Annotated in this window: 14 protein-coding genes; 7 read left to right on the top strand and 7 right to left on the bottom strand. The window is 73.0% G+C overall.

The features are described 5' to 3' along the window. Window positions 1-157: 157 nt before the first annotated feature. From QSK20_RS08765 to QSK20_RS08745, 5 genes are all read right to left on the bottom strand, one after another. Entirely contained in the window at window positions 158-1,426 is a 1,269-nt protein-coding gene (locus QSK20_RS08765) for a WXG100 family type VII secretion target (protein ID WP_285788058.1), read from the bottom strand. A gap of 15 nt (window positions 1,427-1,441) precedes the next feature. Then, window positions 1,442-2,002: a hypothetical protein gene (locus QSK20_RS08760; protein WP_285788057.1), complete on the bottom strand. Its 561-nt coding sequence runs from the start codon at window positions 2,000-2,002 to the stop codon at window positions 1,442-1,444. Window positions 2,003-2,051: 49 nt separating this feature from the next. Continuing rightward, on the bottom strand, window positions 2,052-3,539 hold the full coding sequence (gene mycP, locus QSK20_RS08755; protein WP_285788056.1) for a type VII secretion-associated serine protease mycosin: 1,488 nt from the start codon (window positions 3,537-3,539) through the stop codon (window positions 2,052-2,054). A gap of 80 nt (window positions 3,540-3,619) precedes the next feature. Next, a complete protein-coding gene (locus QSK20_RS08750; RefSeq protein WP_088980644.1) occupies window positions 3,620-3,898 on the bottom strand; it encodes a WXG100 family type VII secretion target in 279 nt (92 codons plus the stop codon). Between the two features lie 25 nt (window positions 3,899-3,923). Then, window positions 3,924-4,232, bottom strand: coding sequence for a WXG100 family type VII secretion target (locus tag QSK20_RS08745; protein WP_285788055.1), 309 nt, complete (start codon window positions 4,230-4,232; stop codon window positions 3,924-3,926). A 395-nt stretch (window positions 4,233-4,627) separates the two neighbouring features. Between QSK20_RS08745 and QSK20_RS08740 the strand changes: the two genes are divergently transcribed. Genes QSK20_RS08740 through QSK20_RS08730 form a run of 3 tightly spaced genes read left to right on the top strand, consistent with a single transcriptional unit; the run spans window position 4,628 to window position 6,113 of the window. Next, complete coding sequence (locus QSK20_RS08740; RefSeq protein WP_285788054.1) at window positions 4,628-4,933, top strand: hypothetical protein; 306 nt, start codon at window positions 4,628-4,630, stop codon at window positions 4,931-4,933. 46 nt (window positions 4,934-4,979) lie between these two features. Continuing rightward, window positions 4,980-5,651, top strand: coding sequence for a WXG100 family type VII secretion target (locus tag QSK20_RS08735; RefSeq protein ID WP_285788053.1), 672 nt, complete (start codon window positions 4,980-4,982; stop codon window positions 5,649-5,651). Window positions 5,652-5,684: 33 nt separating this feature from the next. After that, window positions 5,685-6,113 (top strand): YbaB/EbfC family nucleoid-associated protein, encoded by a 429-nt coding sequence (locus tag QSK20_RS08730; protein WP_088980640.1) that lies wholly within the window; start codon window positions 5,685-5,687, stop codon window positions 6,111-6,113. Window positions 6,114-6,360: 247 nt separating this feature from the next. Here QSK20_RS08730 and eccCa read toward each other — a convergent pair whose 3' ends face one another. Further along, window positions 6,361-10,314, bottom strand: coding sequence for a type VII secretion protein EccCa (gene eccCa, locus QSK20_RS08725; protein WP_285788052.1), 3,954 nt, complete (start codon window positions 10,312-10,314; stop codon window positions 6,361-6,363). Between the two features lie 168 nt (window positions 10,315-10,482). On the opposite strand from eccCa, the gene eccD reads away from it, so the two are divergent. After that, window positions 10,483-11,871: a type VII secretion integral membrane protein EccD gene (gene eccD / locus QSK20_RS08720; RefSeq protein WP_285788073.1), complete on the top strand. Its 1,389-nt coding sequence runs from the start codon at window positions 10,483-10,485 to the stop codon at window positions 11,869-11,871. On the opposite strand, the gene QSK20_RS08715 is transcribed toward eccD, so the two are convergent. Next, window positions 11,861-13,033 carry a type VII secretion protein EccE gene (locus QSK20_RS08715; protein WP_285788051.1) on the bottom strand — a complete coding sequence of 391 codons (1,173 nt, stop codon included), beginning with the start codon at window positions 13,031-13,033 and terminating at the stop codon, window positions 11,861-11,863. The two genes, eccD and QSK20_RS08715, sit on opposite strands and share 11 nt — an antisense overlap. Window positions 13,034-13,188: 155 nt before the next feature. Here QSK20_RS08715 and eccB point away from each other — a divergent pair, with 155 nt between their 5' ends. The 3 genes from eccB to QSK20_RS08700 all read left to right on the top strand — a co-directional run bounded on the left by eccB (window position 13,189) and on the right by QSK20_RS08700 (window position 16,454). Beyond that, window positions 13,189-14,769 (top strand): type VII secretion protein EccB, encoded by a 1,581-nt coding sequence (gene eccB / locus QSK20_RS08710; protein WP_285788050.1) that lies wholly within the window; start codon window positions 13,189-13,191, stop codon window positions 14,767-14,769. A gap of 97 nt (window positions 14,770-14,866) precedes the next feature. After that, window positions 14,867-15,235, top strand: coding sequence for a hypothetical protein (locus QSK20_RS08705; RefSeq protein ID WP_285788049.1), 369 nt, complete (start codon window positions 14,867-14,869; stop codon window positions 15,233-15,235). Continuing rightward, window positions 15,228-16,454, top strand: coding sequence for a WXG100 family type VII secretion target (locus tag QSK20_RS08700; protein WP_285788048.1), 1,227 nt, complete (start codon window positions 15,228-15,230; stop codon window positions 16,452-16,454). Before QSK20_RS08705 ends, QSK20_RS08700 begins: the two co-directional genes overlap by 8 nt. Window positions 16,455-16,584 lie beyond the last annotated feature (130 nt).

Genomic DNA, 16,584 nt, shown 5'->3' with positions numbered 1-16,584 from the left:
GGTAGCCGCCGAACTCAACGGCCGACCACGCAAAACACTCGGCTGGGACACCCCAGCCGAGCGCCTCGCTAAACTCCTCACCGAAACCAGTTGATCACCTGTGTTGCAACGACCCCTCGAATCCGCCAAGCGGTAACAAGGGACCCCTCCTACCACCTCAGCGGAGGATGCCCGGCAGGCTGTCGCCGTCCGCGCCCCAGACGTCCTCGTCCTCGTCGAGCCAGGTACTCCGGCTGGCCTCGTCCTCCCCGTAACCGGCTCCGCCCGCGCCGACCAGGCCACCCCGGCCGCCGGCCGCGCCCCGCGTCCCGGCGGCCGCCGCGCCGACACCCCGGTTGCCACCGGCACCCCGGCCACCCGCGCCACCGGCTCCGCCGAGCATGCCGGGGGCCACGCCCGCGCCCAGGCGGCCCGCACCGAGCTTTCCACCGCCCCGGCCGGCGCCGGCGGCACCGCCACCCATCATCGGCGGCATCATCGTGGCGACGGGACGGCCGAGCGCGCCGCCGCCGGGAACCGACCCCGAACCGGCACCGCCGCCGAGACCACCGCCGCCCAGTCCGGAAGTGCTGGGCAGACCGCCGGTGCCGGTCGTCGGGGTGGCACTGGCCAACCCGGATCCGTACTGGTCCTCGTCCAGGCCCGGGTCGTCGTCGAAGCCGGGCGTGGTGGTGTCGGGCAGGTCCGTGCCGGGATCCCGGCCGAGGTCCGGGTCGGGCGTGGACGGCACGTCGGGGTTGGTCGTCGACGGGAGGTCCGGCGTGCCCGGTGCCCGGCCCGTGCCGGGGCCGCCCGGCAGCGACGGCACCGAGCCCGCGCCGCCTCCGCCGCCACCGGTCTCCAGGTTCGGGGTCTCCAGGTTGGGGTTCCGCTGGGTCGGCAGCGCGCTCGTCTCGCCCGGCATGGTGCTGGCCTGGCCCTGGTACTGGTTGTTGACCCGTTCGTAGACCTGGGCGGCCTCGTCGGTCCGGTCGTTGAGCCAGTCGGCCAGTCCGGCGATCGGGTCCAGCAGGCCGAGGAAGTCCGGAGCCACCTTCGCCTCGAAGAAGCCGACGCCGATGGTGAGGTGTCCGTTCCGGGCCTCCAGCACGTCGTTGACGCACGAGGCCGGGATCGGGAAGTCCGCCTGCGCCGCGCTCAGCCGGTCCGCAGCGGCGTTCAGGGAGTGGACGATCCCGTCGCCCTCCTCGGCGTCGTCGATCAGTCGTCCGGTGGACTTGGCGATCTCGTCGACGTTCGTCTTGAACGCGTCGTACGCCGGCCCCTTCCAGACCGTCCCCAGGTCCGTGGCGTTCTTCTCCAGGCTCTCCTTGACGCTGCGCAGGTTCTTCAGCAGCTCCGTCCACCCGAGGGCGGCACTGGCCACGTCACCGGGCCGGCCGTCGATGACGACCTGCTGGCACATCTCTTCCCAACTGACACCCATCAGGCCGCTCCCGCCCTAGCTCTCGCCGCCGGAAGCGACGTCCGCGAAGATCTGTCTGATCTGTTCGGCGGTCATCTCGTTGGCCCGCTCCGCCGTCTGGTAGTTCTCCTTGACCTTCTGCAACACCTCGACCGCGTCCTCCAGCCGGGTGGCCAGGTCGAGCACCCCCGACTCGGTGCCGGTGTAGAGGTTGGAGTGCTTCTGGGTCAGCCGGCCCGCCCAGGTGAAGCCCCCCAGCGGGCTCTTCTGCATCCCGCTCACCCCCGACGGCATGCCGGCGGTGGCGGCCGCTCCCGCGCCACCCATCAGGTCCTGGATGTCGGCCATGCCGTGGTAGAGCCGGCGCAGGTAGGAGGCGTGCGCGCTCAGCCAGCTGATCGCGCCGTCCAGCGTGGACGCGTCCCACTCGGTCTTGACGCCGGCCTCGTTCGGGCCGGCGACCAGGTCCGACGGCGTCTCGGCGCGGTTGACGTTGTCCATGCCGAAACCGTTGATGCTGACCGGAAGGGTCGGCGACAGCGGAAGGCGCGGCGTCTCGACCTCGATCTGATCCGGCTGCGAAGTTCTGTCAGTCATCCGTGTCCTCCCCGTTGGCTTGTGGTGTCGTCCCGCGCGGCGGCGGACCCTACCGGTCCGTGTCGGCGTGCGGTGGCGCGGCCGGGGCCGGCGGCACCGGGCCGGCGCCCGGCTGGGCCGCTCCGGGCACCGGCGCGGCGTGCGGATGGGCGGTGAACGTCGGCGGGTGTCCCGGGTACGGCCCGGTTGGTGGCTGTCCCGGGTACTGCCCGGACGGTGGGTGTCCCGGATAGTGCCCGGACGGCGGCTGCCCCGGTACCGGGCCGGACGCGGGGTGCCACCCGGGGCCGGCCGGTGGGGGACCGGTGGGCGGCCAACCGCCGGGAGGTGGCGGGGGAGCGGGTGGGCCGGCGGGTGTCCGACGTCTCCCGGACCGCCGGGCCAGCACGATGAGGACGATCACGCCGACGACCACCGCCAGACAGAGGCCGACCTGGAGGGCCGCACCGGCCTTGTTCGTCACCCGGAAGCCGTAGATGCCCTGCTCGTCCTGCTGGTCAGTGGGCACCTCAGCCGGGTCGGCGGCCGACGTCTGCGTCAGCGGGTGGTCGCGCACCGCCGGCACCGAGCCGCTGAGTGCGGCCACCGGGTTCACCGCACCGAAGCCGAACTGGTCGTCCCGACCCGACCGGCCCGCGTCGTCGGCGGTCCGGATCAGCCGGTTGACCACGTTGGCCGCGTCGAGGTCCGGGTAGCGGGACCGCACCAGGGCGGCCACCCCGGAGACGATCGCGGCGGAGTCGCTCGTACCGCTGGTCAGGCCGTATCCGTTCTTCGACACGGCGTACGGGCGGGGGCTGATGATGCGTTCCTGCGGGGCGGCCAGCACGACCTCCGGGCCGCGCACCGAACCGGCGAAGAAGCCGCCCTTCTCGGCCAGCCCGGAGACCGCGACGACGCCGGGGATGTTGGCCGGTGACGTGACGGCTGTGTCGCCCTGCTCCCGGTTGCCGGCCGAGGCGACCACGACGACGTTCTTCTCCAGGGCGTACCGGATCGCGTCGAGTTCGGCGCGGTCGGGTCGACCGGGAGTGCCGAGCGACAGGTTGACGACGTCCGCTCCGTTGTCCACCGCCCAGCGGATCGCCGTGGTCAACTCGCCCGGGTCGAACCGCGCCCCGACGGACACCGGCAGGATCTTCGCCGCCGGGGCGATGCCCAGGAGTCGGTCGGTGCCTCCGCCACGGCCGGCGATCAGTCCCGCCATACCCGTGCCGTGCCCGATCCGGTTGGCGTCCCGGCGACCGTCGGCGGCGGCGTCGCCACCGATCCCGTGCCCCGCCAGGACCTGACCGCGCAGGTCCGGGTGGGAGGCGTCCACCCCGCCGTCGATCACCGCGACGGTGACGCCGCTGCCCTTGCTGAGCTTGTGCGCCTGGGGGATCCGCAGGGTGTCCAGGTACCACTGGTGCCCGCGGACGGTCTCGGCGCGGGCCGGTCCGGGGGTGGTCAGCAGGCCGGCGCCGGTCGCGACCAGTACGGCCAGCACGGCCGCCGCGGACCGTCGGCCCGTGTGGAAGCCGTCTCTCCTGCGCATCGTTCTCCCCGGACGCCGACCACCCGACACAGTGCGGCTCCGGCCGGTCGGACCGGACCGGAGCCGCGCTGGCGATTGTCTCAGTGCCACATCTTCGAGTTGCTCATCTCGGTGGTCACGTAGTTCTCGCGGGCGATGCCCACCGCCCCGCCGATGTCGTTCAGGATCTTGTTGATGTCCCGTACGGCGGCGTCCCACTGAGCCTGGTGCTGCTCGTACGCGGTCCGGTCCTCACCGTCCCACTGGAGCTTGCTGAGCATCTGCCGGAGCGTGTCCAGCTTCTCGTCGATGGTCCGCGAGATGGTCTGCATCTGCGCGTTGCTGGCCTCGAGGACCGCGTAGTCAACCTTGATCGTCACGATGTACCTCTCTGCGGTCGCCGGGTCACGGGTTCAGGGCAGCGTGGAACTTGTCCAGCATCTGCTGCTGCTCTTCGTCGTTCACCTGGTGCGTGGTGCCCGACTTGTCGAGCAGGTCGGCGATGCTGTCCATCGCCGTCAGCAGCTTGCCGGTGTCCTCGTTCCACCGCTGCATGAGCTGCTGGAAACCCGTGGACGCCCCGCCCTTCCAGGCGATGGCCAGGTCGTCGACGACGTTCCACAGCTTCTTCAGCTCACCGTCGACCTCGCTGCGCGTGGAGCGTACGTCACTCGCGGCGGTATGCAGGGTCGCAGCTTCGACCTCGAACGCCATGTCACACCCTTCCGTCTTCTGTGGCGGCTTGACGCGCCGCGCCTCCCCCCGCGGCAGAGCGGTCTCACCCCACCGACGGACACTTCCGCCCAGACGGTAACCCACGCCGTCGATGGGGTGTAGCCCGGAACGGGCTGTTCACGACGGGGGTGGAGCCGGGCGGGTCGCTGTGTGACGACAGCCGGACCGTCCGTGTCCGCGCCGGCCCGGGTGCTGCACCGGCTCGGGTGTCGCGCCGGGCTGGGGTGGTAGCAGGGGCCCCCTGCACGACAGAAAGCGGTAACAGGGGGCCCCTGCTACCACCCCGGCAGGTCGCGTGGGGACGTACCGACGAGCGTCTTTGCTACAGTTCCGCCCGTGCCGCCCGCAGGCCGTCGACCAAGGAGCGATCCCGGATGACCAGCAAGCACATCTCCTCGGAAGCGATCGAGGCGATCCGGGAGCACCTGCGCAGGAACGCCCTCTCCGGCCCGAACGGAGTCGATGCGATCAAGGCCAAACTCGCGGACACCGAGATCGGTTTCCCGCACTTCGGCGTCGTCGGCGTCCCGATCGCCATGGCCTACGGTGACGCCCGGGAGAAGGCCTCGACGGCGCTGACCGAGATCCGGGAGACCGTCGACGACTACCTCGACGAACTCGCGACGGCCCGGGACACCTGGATCCGGGCCGAGAACGCGAACACGGTCGTCACCACGTGAGCGACACGGTCCTGACGAAGCAGCAGAGTGAGACGGGGAGCCGAGCATGGTCAGCGTCGCCAACGCCGTGATGTTCGCGGCCGTGAAGACAGCGGTCGAGGCGAACGCGAAGATCGCGAAGACCGCGGTCATCGCCGTGGTCGCCGTGGGCACCATGGCGGCCAATCCGATGGACATGTCCGACGCGGCGTCGGTGTGGAAGGAGATCGCGAACGACCTCGGCACGTTCGCCACCCACCTCGACAACGCGCTCGGCAAGGGTGACGACTGGACGGCCGACGACAAGGACGCCTTCGCCGACTCGCTGACCAACTTCAAGGGCGAGATCGAGCAGTTCCGCACCGCCGCCAGCGACATCTCCAGCACGTTGGACACCGTCTCCAACGCGTACATGGTCTCCTTCGTGGCCGTGCTGGCCTTCGCCGGCGCCTGCCTGGTCATCCTGATCGGTCTGGTGGTGCTCCTCTTCATCCCGCACACCTCGGCCGCCGCCCGGGCGATGATCGAGTTCGTCGGGCTGGCGTTGACCGCGCTCTCCGCCAAGGTCGCCGTCCTGCTCGGCGGTCTGGGCACGGCCGTCGCGGCCATGCTGGCCGCCGTCGCCTACGGGGCGATCAACATGGGCTCCAAGGGCGACAGCATCCCCACCGCGCCGGACTTCGAGCAGATCCGCGTCGACTACGAGGCGCCCCGGCGCTTCGAGGTCCAGGGCGGCTGACCCGCAACCGCGACGACGACGAAAGAGCTTGACATGAACACCCCGAACGTGGACGACCTGGAGCGCGTGGTACGCGACAGCGAGCAGCGGATGCGGCAGCTGTCCGAGGTGGAGACGCTGCTGGCGGAGATCACCAGCCGGTACGACACCGAGGACGGGATGGTCTCCGTCGAACTGGGCGCGGACGGCAGGCTCCGCCAGCTGGAGATCAACTCGCGGGCGATGCGCCTGGACTCCTACACCCTCGCCGAGCTGATCACCGAGGCCTTCAACGGGGCGCAGCAGGGCGTGCAGGAGGCGGTAGCCAAGGCCATGTCCGACACGATGGGCACCTCCGACCTGGGTGACGTGCTCGGCGAGGCCCGCGACATCCGTAAGAGCATGGACGGCATGCTGGAGGCCGTGTCGCGTTCGGTCAACGACGCGATCGTGCAGGCCAGCCGGTTCAACAACCGCCGCTGACCGACGGGAGGGACACCAGTGGGCGACCTGCTTTTCCTGGCGATGTGGATCCTGCTGTTCCTGGGGCTGCTGCTGCTCGGCGTGTGGTGGGTCCAGCGGGACCGGAAGCGGCGGTAGCCCGGGCCGGTGGTGGGGTGGGCCCCGGTAGGACACCGGACGGCTCACCCGCCGCAAGCGCCCCGGCTCGTGCCCGTGGTTCGTCACGTGGGGGAGGACCCGCCGACCGGCGGATCCTCCCCCACGTCCGTCACGGCTCGCACCAGGCGGTCTGGATCAGTTGCTGACCGTCGCGCCGGCGCACCAGGGTGCCCCGGCCCGGCGGCTGCGGGCTCGGGCGCAGCGTTCCGAAGACCGCTCCCTCCTCGCGGTTGCCGGACATCAGCAGGCCCGGTGAGTCCAGTTCCCGCAGGCGTTGCAGCACCGGCTCGTAGAGGGCACGCGCGACGCCGCCGGCCCGCCGGGTGACGATCAGGTGCAGGCCGATGTCGCGGGCCTGCGGCAGCAGCTCGTGGAGCGCGCTGAGCGGGTTGTTCCCACCGGAGGCGACCAGGTCGTAGTCGTCGACCAGGATGTAGAGGTCCGGTCCCTTCCACCAGCTCCGGTCGCGCAGCTGGGCGGTGGTGACGTCGGCTCCGGGCAGCCGGTTCTGCAGGGCGCTGCGGATCGACGCCAGCCCCTGGGCGAACACCTGGTTGGACGGGGCGAAGTCGAGCAGGTGGTCGCCTTCGACGGCACCGAGCAGGCCCCGGCGGTAGTCGGCGATGACCAGCCGGGCCTCGGCCGGGGTGTACCGCTCGACGATGCCCCGGGCGATCAGCCGCAACAGGTTCGTCTTGCCGCACTCGACGTCGCCGAAGACGGTCAGGTGCGGTTCGCTGGCCAGGTCCAGGTAGACCGGGGCCAGCGCCGACTCGTTGACGCCGATCGGCACGCCGGGAGCGGACCGGTCCACGACCCGGGCCAGTTCGGTCACCGGCAGCTTGCGGGGGAGCAGGCGGACCTTCGGCGCGGGCGCTCCCGGCCAGGCGGCGGCCACCTGCTCGGCCAGGGCGACCGACGCCTCGGTCAGGTCCTCGATCGCGTTGCCGCCGTCGATCCGGGACACCGCGGCCAGGAACTGGAGCTTGGTGGGGGTCAGACCCCGGCCGGGGGACTTCGGTGGCACGTTGACCGCAGCCCGACGGTCGATCTCGGACTCGGTCGGGTCACCGAGCCGCAGTTCCAGCTTGGTGCCGAGCAGGTCCCGCATGTTGATACGGATCTCCGCCCAGCGGGCCGCAGTGAGCACCACGTGGACGCCGAACCCGAGGCCCCGGCCGGCGAGGTTGGTGATGGTCTGCTCCAGCTCCTCGTACTCCTGGCGCAGCGTGTGCCACCCGTCGACGACCAGGAAGACGTCACCGAACGGGTCGTCGGCGAACTCGCCGGCCGCCCGGCGACGCCGGTAGCCGGCCACCGAGTCGATGCCGTGCTGGGCGAACCGGGCCTCGCGCTCGTCGATGATGGTGACCACCTCGGCGACTGTCCGGCGGACCGCCTCGGTGTCCCGGCGTCGCGCCACGCCCGCCATGTGCGGCAGCCGTTCCAGGCTGCGCAGCGCCCCTCCGCCGAAGTCGAGGCAGAAGAACTGCACCTCGCGCGGGGTGTGGCTGAGCGCCAGCGACGCCAGCATCGACCGCAGCATGGTGCTCTTGCCGCTCAGCGGCGCGCCCACGATGACCACGTTGCCGCCCGCGCCGGCCAGCTCCACCATCATCGGGTCCCGGCGCTGCTCGTACGGCCGGTCCACGACACCGACCGGCACGGTGAGCTGGCCGCGTCCGGCCCAGCCGGGCACCGTCAACCCGAACCTCGGGTCGGCGGTCAGGGTGCCGTACAGCTCGCCCAGGCTGGGCGGCGCCCCCAGCGGCGGCAACCACACCTGGTGCGCCGGGGTGCCCTTCCCCCGGAGCTGCTCGGTGAGCACGTCGAGCATCGTGGTCACCTTGCCGGACTCCGGCTCCTCCGGCGCGGTGGCCTCCACCGGGGTCTCGACCCGCTGGATCGGCACGAAGTCCACCCCGTACGGCACGATGCTGCGTTGGAGGGCGGCCTGCGAGGTGGCGTTGCGGCGGCCCGGGGCGCGGTACGGGCCGGACACGTAGGCGGCCCGGAACCGCAGCATGGTGGCGGTGTCCGACTTCAGGTAGCCGTGACCGGGCGCGCTGGGCAGCTCGTAGGCGTCGGGCACGCCGAGCACGATGCGGCTCTCCACCGCCGAGAAGGTCCGCAGACCGATCCGGTACGACAGGTGGGTGTCCAGGCCGCGCAGCTTCCCCTCCTCCAGCCGCTGGCTGGCCAGGAGCAGGTGGACGCCGAGCGAGCGGCCGAGCCGGCCGATCATCACGAAGAGGTCGATGAAGTCCGGCTTGGCGGCGAGCAGCTCGCTGAACTCGTCGCAGATGATCATCAGGCTGGGCATCGGCTCCAGCGGCTCACCGGCGGCGCGGGCCTTCTCGTACTCGTACCGGGAGATGTAGTTGCCGGCGGCGCGCAGCACCTCCTGCCGGCGGTTCATCTCCCCGGCGAGCGCGTCGCGCATCCGGTCGACCAGCGTCAGCTCTTCGGCGAGGTTGGTGATGACGGCGCTGGTGTGCGGCAGCACGTCCAGGGAGGCGAAGGTGGCGCCACCCTTGAAGTCGACCAGGACGAAGTTGAGTTCCTCCGACGAGTGGGTGACCGCCAGGGCGCCGACGATGGTCCGCAGCAGCTCGCTCTTGCCGGAGCCGGTCGCGCCGATGACCAGGCCGTGCGGGCCCATGCCCTCGTGCGCCGACTCCTTGAAGTCGATCTCCACCACGTTGCCCTCGGGGCCGACCCCGAGCGGGATGCGCAGCCGTTCGCGGTGCGCGCGCGGACGCCAGGTCCGTCGGACGTCCACCGCGGCGGCGTCCCCGATCCCCAGCAGGTCCGGCAGCTCCATGCTGCGGGCCAGCGGCTCCTCGCTGACCGTCTGCCGGGACAGCCGGTAGGGCGCGATCTGCCGGGCCAGCCCCTCCGCGGCGACCGCGCCGAGCTGGTCCGGGCGGCCCAGCCGTGAGGTGGACTTCCCCTGCACCAGGTCCAGCGCGGAGCCGTCGGTGACGTCCAGGCAGATCAGCCAGCGGCCGACGTCCCGGGGCACCGAGCCGGAGAGGTCGACGACGGTGGTGCCGAGCAGCCCCATCCCGACGAGCTGGCAGGTCGGCGGGACCTCGCCCCCGTCCAGGACGACCACCACGTGCGGCCCGTTGGTGAACGGCTTCGCCTCCCGGCTGTACCTCGGGCGGCTGGACAGCTCGTTGGTCAGGGCCGCCTCGGCCTCGGCGAGGCTGGTGAAGACCAGCCGGCGCGCGCCGGCCGCGTCGGCCCGGCCGGGGTGCTGCGCGTGTGGCAGCCACTTGACCCAGTCCCAGGTCGGGTGCCGGTCGGGTGCCGCGACCACGGCCAGGACCAGGTCGTCGGGGGCGTGGAAGGTGGCGAGCTGGCCCAGCACCGCCCGGGTCAGGCCGAGCACCGCCTCGCGCTCGCCGCGCAACGCCACCCGGCTGAACGACCGTACGGACAGCGCGGTGGGCAGGTCCGGCACGGTGGAGTGGGTACGGACGAACCGGCGCAGCGCGATCGCGCTCATCGGCTCCAGGTCCTCCACCGGCTTGGTCTCCGGCGGCACGATCTGCACCGCCAGCCGCTGCGGCCCGGTGGCGATCCGGGCCTCGCCGAAGTCGTCCTCGGTGACCCGGCGCTCCCACAGCCGGCGCGACGCCGCGATCGACCAGAGGGCGTCCGGCTCCGGGTGCCGCCACCGCATGGCGGACCGCTGCTGCTCCGCCGCCCGCCGGGTCTTGCGGCGCACCTGGGTCAGGTACCGCATGTAGTCGCGCCGCTCGGCGTTCAGCTCGGCCTTGTCGTTGCCGCCGTTGCTCATCGACCCGAGGAACATGCCGAGCATCGAGACGCCGAAGAGGCCACCGGCGATCCAGGTCATCGTCCCGCCGGAGCGGCCGGCGTAGAGGAAGGCCATCGCGCCCACGCCGCAGAGCATCGGCAGGATCATCAGCAGCTGGCCGAACCCGCGGGGCATCTGCTCCGGAAGCTCCGGTGGGGACTCCAGGAGCACCTCACCGCGCGGCAGGGTCGGGCCGGCCTGTCGGGGAGGGCGTCGGAAGACCACCGTGCTCACGTCGTAACTCCCCCGATCGCGCATGACGTCCGGCTGCCCGGGACGGGACACGTCAGGTGGCATCGTACGTGCCGGTCCCCGTGGGTAATCTGCCCTGGGCATGGTGGGCCGGCGGCGACGCGCCGGTCGTCACCACCGACGAGCGAGTGCGAGGAGGCCCTGGTGACGATGACGGGGACCGGTGAACTGAGCCGGGTCACCATCGTGGCGCCGAGAACCCGGATGGATCTCGCCCTACCGTCCGACGTACCCCTGGCCGACCTGCTGCCCACCCTGCTTCGGTACGCCGGGGAGGACCTCGCCGACCAGGGCGTGACGCACGGCGGCTGGACCCTGGCCCGGCTGGGCGGACAACCGCTCGACGGCGGCCGGACGGCGGGTCAGCTCGGGGTACGCGACGGTGAGGTGCTCTACTTCAACCCCCGGGACGCGGCCACCCCGGAGGTCGTCTTCGACGACGTGGTCGACGCGGTGGCGACCGCCACCAACCGGCGGCCCGGCGGCTGGCAGCTCGCCACCACCCGGCGGTTCTCCGTCCTGTTCGCCTCGGTGGCGCTGCTCGGCGGCGCGGCCGTGGCGCTGCTCGCCGGGCCGCCGCAGCTCCCCGGCGCGCTGGTCGCCCTGGTGGTCGCGATCGCCGCGATGGTGACCGCGGCCGTGCTCTCCCGGGCGTTGGGGGACAGCTGGACCGGCTCGGCGCTGGCCCTGGTGAGTCTGGTGTACGCCGGTGTCGGCGGACTGCTCCTGCTCGCCGGTGACCGGGAGCTGACCGCGCTCGGCCCCCCGCACGTGCTGGTCTCCGCCACCGCCCTGCTCGTCTTCGGCGCGGTGGCCGCGCTGGCGGTGGGCGACCGCACGCCGCTGTTCCTCGGCGCGACCGTGGTCGGGGCCGCCCTCGGGCTCGCCGCGACGGTCTGTCTCGCCTTCGGGGTGGACGACGCCGCGTCCGCCGCGCTGCTGGCCACGATCGCGTTCGCGGTGCTGCCCGCGTTGCCGATGACGGCCTACCGGCTGGCCCGGCTGCCCGTCCCGTCCATCCCGACCGGCCCGGAGGACCTCAAGTCCGACGACGAGTCGTTCGACGGCCGGCAGCTGCTCTCCCTCAGCGACCGGGCGGACCAGTTCCTCACCGGTCTGCTGTGGACGGTGTCGACCGTCGTCCTCGGCGGCGAGGTGGTCCTCGCCCTCGACGGCCGGCTGCCGGCCGTGCTGCTCTGCACGGTGCTGGCCCTGCTCTGCCTGCTGCGCGCCCGGCCGCTCGCCAGCCGGGCGCAGCGGATCCCGGTGCTGGTCGCCGGTTCCGTCGGCCTGGCGCTGGCGACGGCGGCGACCTTCACCGAGCTGTCCGCGCTGCTGCGCCTCGGCGCGCTGCTCGGCGGTCTGGTGCTGGTGGCGGTGATCAGCCTGGTCTACGGGCTGACCGTGGCCGGCAAGCACATCTCCCCGGTGTGGGGCCGGGTACTGGACATCCTGGAGATCCTGCTGATCGTGGCGGTGGTGCCGTTGGCCGCGTGGGTCTGCGGTCTCTACGGCTGGATCGTCAACATCAACCCCTGACCAGCGCGGCGCCGCCGGTCACGCTGTCCCCCACGGCGACCGGCGCGCACGCGTAGGCCGCCGGCCCGTGCCGCCCGTCCAACCGGCGGGGCACGAACGAGTGTCGCCGGGCCACGTCCCGGACCGTCGTCAGCAGGTCGGCGGCGCGGCTGTCCGGGGCGGCGACGCGGAGCAGCGGGGCGGCGACCCGGCCGCCCGGAGCGACCGTCACGGAGAGGGTGTGCGACATCACCGGGATGGCGGTCACCGCGTCGGCGAGCGCGCCGACCGGGGCCTCCGCCCGCCCGCGCAGCTCCAGGCACTGCTGCGTCCAGCCCCGGCCCGCCAGGCCGGTCCAGTTCTCCACCTGCGGATCCGGGGCCACGTCGAGACCGGCCGCGGTGAGCAGGGCCGCCGCCAGCTCGTCCGGGTCGAGCATCCGGTACGTCAGCCCCGCGCCGGTGAGCGCCTTGCCGAGCCGGCCGGCCGCCGCCGCCATCGTCCGGCGCACCCCGTCGACGCCGCCGCCCCGGTTGACCGCCTCGGTACGGGCGTCCGCCACCCGGAGGCGGGCGGCCACCCAGACGTCCCGCCGGTAGGCGGCCTGCCCACCCGGATTCGGATACCAGACCAGGCTGCGCGCGACCAGCTGGACGGCCGAGGCCGGTCCGGTCGACCCGGTCAGCACCCGCAGCACCCGGTCGATCGCCGCCCCGGGCAGCGGCCCGGCCGAACCGTCCGGCAGGGTCACCGCGCAGGCGACGAACCAGCCCTGGTCGTCCTGTCCCAGCCCCAGCCGGTTGCCCCGGTCCTCGAACCCGGTGACGGTCAGGTCCGGGGCCAGCGCGGACAGTCGCGGGTCGGCCGTCGCCGGGGACAGGGCGGCCCGGCGGGCGGCCCGGCCGCGTCGCCGGAGCCGACGGCGCAGGACCACGTCCTCGTACCACCAGCGGCCACCCCGTCGGGCGAAGGTCGCCAGCACCACGCCGAGCACCAGCACGGCGACGGCAGCGGTCACCCAGACCGACCCGCCCGACACCACGCCCACGGTCAGCACGCCGACCTCCAGGACGACGAGCTGGCCGACGGCCACCGGACCGAGTCGACCACGGCCGGGCCGGTCGACCCGTGCACCGGCCGACGCGACCGTCTCGCGACCGCGGGCCGTCTCTACCTGGGTCATCGCTGCGTCGTCTCCTTCGGATCGGGTCGCCCTGCCGTCCGCCGCCGGCCGGCGGACGGCGAATCCCGTCGTCGGTGGGGGGCCCTTATCGTAGATAGGCCCGGAACGGCCCTCGCGATTCGTCCGGGAGCCCCCACCCCTGCCGGAGGTAGCGCATGCGGACCCGCCGTGACCAGGTTCAGGCGTACCGGTTCGTCACCCGCCGCATCGTCTCAGCCCTGCTGTCGGGCGACCCCGAGACGACGGACCTGCCGATGCGGCGCCTGGGGCTGGCGGTCTTCGGCAGCGCCATGGTCGCGGCGATCGTGCTCGCCGGTGCGGGCGTGTACGGCCTGCTCACCAAGGGTGGCGCCCCGCTGGAGCCGAACACCCTCGTGATCGAGAAGGAGACCGGGGCGACCTACGTCTTCGTCGACGGGCGGTTGTACCCGACGTTGAACTACGCCTCCGCCCGCCTCATCCTCGGCGAGGAGAGCCCGCAGACCCGGTCGATGTCCCAGGCGTCCATCCGGGAACGGCCGCGTGGCCGGATGGTCGGCATCGCCGGTGCCCCCGACGGCCTGCCGGACCGGTCGTCGCTGGTCGGTCTGCCCTGGTCGGTCTGCAACACGCCGGACACCGCCGACCCGCGCCGGTCGACCACGCGTCTGGTCGTCGACCGGCAGCTCTCCGGCGGCTCGTCCCTCGGTGAACAGGCCATCCTGGTCTCGGTCGGTGGACAGCGCCACCTGCTGTTCCGGAACACCCGGATGCAGATCCTCGGCGGTGACGCGGCGATCGCCGCGCTGAAGATGGCCTCGGTCCGGCCGATCGAGGTCGGTCAGCAACTGATCAACGCGGTGCCGGCCGGGCCACGGCTGAAGGAGCCGTTCATCGCGGGGGACAAGGAGCGCAGCCGGTTGCAGGTGGGCAACGGGCCGGCCTGGGTCGGGCAGATCTTCCGCGCCGCCGACCAGCACTACGTGCTGACCCGGGACGGCCTGGCGTCGATCGGTGAGATCACCGCGCTGCTGCTGCGCCAGGACGGGGGCGGGGTCAAGGACATCACCCCGGAGCAGGCGGGCCGGGCGCTCAGCGACCAGCGTCTCGAGGACGAGGGCGTGCCGCAGAAACTGCCCGAACTGCGGCAGGCGGGCTCGGGCCGGGCGGCCGTCTGCGCGACGTACCGGGCGGGTGCGGCGGGGGAGCGCACCACGACGATCGAGGTGTTCGACCGTACGCCGCCGGAACTGTCCCCGTCCGCGCCCGGCTCGATCGAGGTGCGTCAGGGCGACCGGGACGCCGTCCGGACGGCGGAGCGGGTGGTCATGCCGGGTGGCAAGGGCGCGCTGGTCCGGGCGATGCCCGGGGTCGGTGAGGGCGGGCAGGGGGCGGCGGCCTCCACCGTCTACCTGGTCACGTCCCAGGGGATCCGCTATCCCCTCGGCACCCGCTCCGGCGACGCGTCGGCCGCCCTCGGCTACGCCGGGGTGACCCCGCTCGCCGTCCCGGCCTCGCTGCTGGCGCTGATCCCCACCGGGCCGGCCCTGGAACGCGACGCGGCCCGCGCCTACTTCGACCCCGGCACGCTCTCCGCCACCCGGTCCAGCCGGCCCACGCCGTCCGGATCGCCGGGGCCGCAGCGGACCGACGGGTCGACGGGGGACGACGGTCCGCAGGAGACCTCCCCCGGTGGTTCCGCCGGACCCACCACCGGTTCCTCCCCGTCCCCGGGCGACGGGTCGGGCGACCGTTGACGCAGGTAGCCCGGCCGTCCGGCCGGGTCGCCTGACTTGCCTTGGTCAACTACGCTGAGGTCCGCGACGAGTGCCACGACGACCACGGGGATGCTGCATGGGTACGAAGACCAGGGTCGACGTACTGTCTCTGGAGGATTTCCACCGGCGACTGGCCGGCCGGATCACCGAGGCTGACCAACTGCTCAGGAAGCTGAACACCGAGCTGCAGTGCCGGCCGCCCGCGCTCGGCTCGTTCGCTGACGCGGTCAGCAGCACGCGGCAGTACACCGACCTGCACACCCGCTACGTCGACCGCGTCCAACGACTCCGGCGGTCCCTGCTGGCGACCCAGGAGGCGACCCAGAAGATCCTCGACAACTACCGGACGACCGAGGCGCGGAACAGGGCCAACGCCGCCGACATCGCCCGGGTCCTCGGTGGTGTCGACGACCCGCTCGCTCCGGAGGGGACGCCACGTGTCTGACGAGTACGTACAGCGCTACCAGCCGGTCAGCCACGAGCAGCTCTACCAGGGCGTACAGGCCGGCGACGCCGAGCAGATCGACACTCTCGCCGCGGCCTGGAGTTCGATGAAGGACACGGTCGACGGGCTCGGCCGTGCGCTCCGCGAGGACCTCGACGCCCTCGACCGCACCTGGACCGGTGACGCCGGTGACGAGTTCCAGCGCCGGGTCGGCCTCGTGGTCCAGTACTCGACCAGCCTGGCCGGCGGGATGAGCTCGGTCCACGAGGGGCTGTCGCTGATGTCGGGACCGCTGCGGACGGCGCAGCGCGAGGCCGAGAGCCCGGACGAGACCGACGACCACGACAAGACGATCAGCGGTGCCGCGAAGGGCGCGCTCCTCGGGCCGGTCGGCGCGGTCATCGGCGGGATCGCCGGACACCAGCAGGACCAGGAGGAGAAGGAGAAGGCGCACCGGCGGATGGTGAAGGTGGTGGCCGAGCTGGCCGCCAGCTACGACCTCTCCACCTTCGACCGTTGGAGCCCGCCGGCCCCGCCGCCGGTGGACACCCCGGGCGGGGTGAGCGAGACCTCGAACACGCCACGCGGCGGGCCGGGAGCGACCACGCCGGCCCGGGCACCGGGCACCGGCTCCCCCGGGCACACCGGCACCAGCCGGGCCGACGGTCCGCGTCCGGTCGGAAACGGTGACCTCGGCGACACGGATCCGTCGCGGGACCCGGATTCCGACCTCGCCGCGCCGACCGGCCCGGGGTCGGGCACCTCGCTGGCCGGGGCCGGTCCGTCCCTCGGCACCGGAGCCCTGCTCGCCGGCTGGGCCGCCGGAGCGGGTGGCATGGTGGCCAGCGCGGCGGGTGGCACCCGGACCTCCGCCGCCGGGCCGTCGTGGGGTTCCTCGACCGCGCTGCCGGCCGGTGGTGTGCTCGGCACCGGAGCCCTGGCCGCCGGCGTCGCTTCCTCCTCGTCGGTGCCCCGCCCCACCGGAGCCACCGGACTGGAGAGCCGGGCCGCGGTCGGTGGGGGTGGCCGGCTGGGCGGGACGGGCAACCGTCCCGGCGCGGCCGGGGCGATGCGCCCCGGGGTGCTCGGGGGCGCACCGATGTCCGGTGGGGACGACGACGAGTCCGCCACCCGTAGCACCTGGCTGACCGAGGACGACATGGACTGGCACGCCGGTTCCGGCAGCACCCCGCCGGTCCTCGGCCTGAACGGCAACTGAGACGGTAGCGGCGGGGGCTCGACCACCGGCAGGTCCGGCGGGTCGGGTCTCCGCCGTCGCATGTCCGGGGGCGTGCCGCACCGTGCCCCGCCGTGCCGGGGAGTCGGCGCGGCGGCGGAACGGCCCGGTC

Origin of the sequence: Micromonospora sp. NBRC 101691, assembly GCF_030269285.1 — a bacterium.
GTDB lineage: Bacteria > Actinomycetota > Actinomycetes > Mycobacteriales > Micromonosporaceae > Micromonospora > Micromonospora echinospora.
The sequence above is the reverse complement of the archived record's forward strand: the minus strand, read 5'-3'. Positions and strand labels throughout refer to the sequence as shown.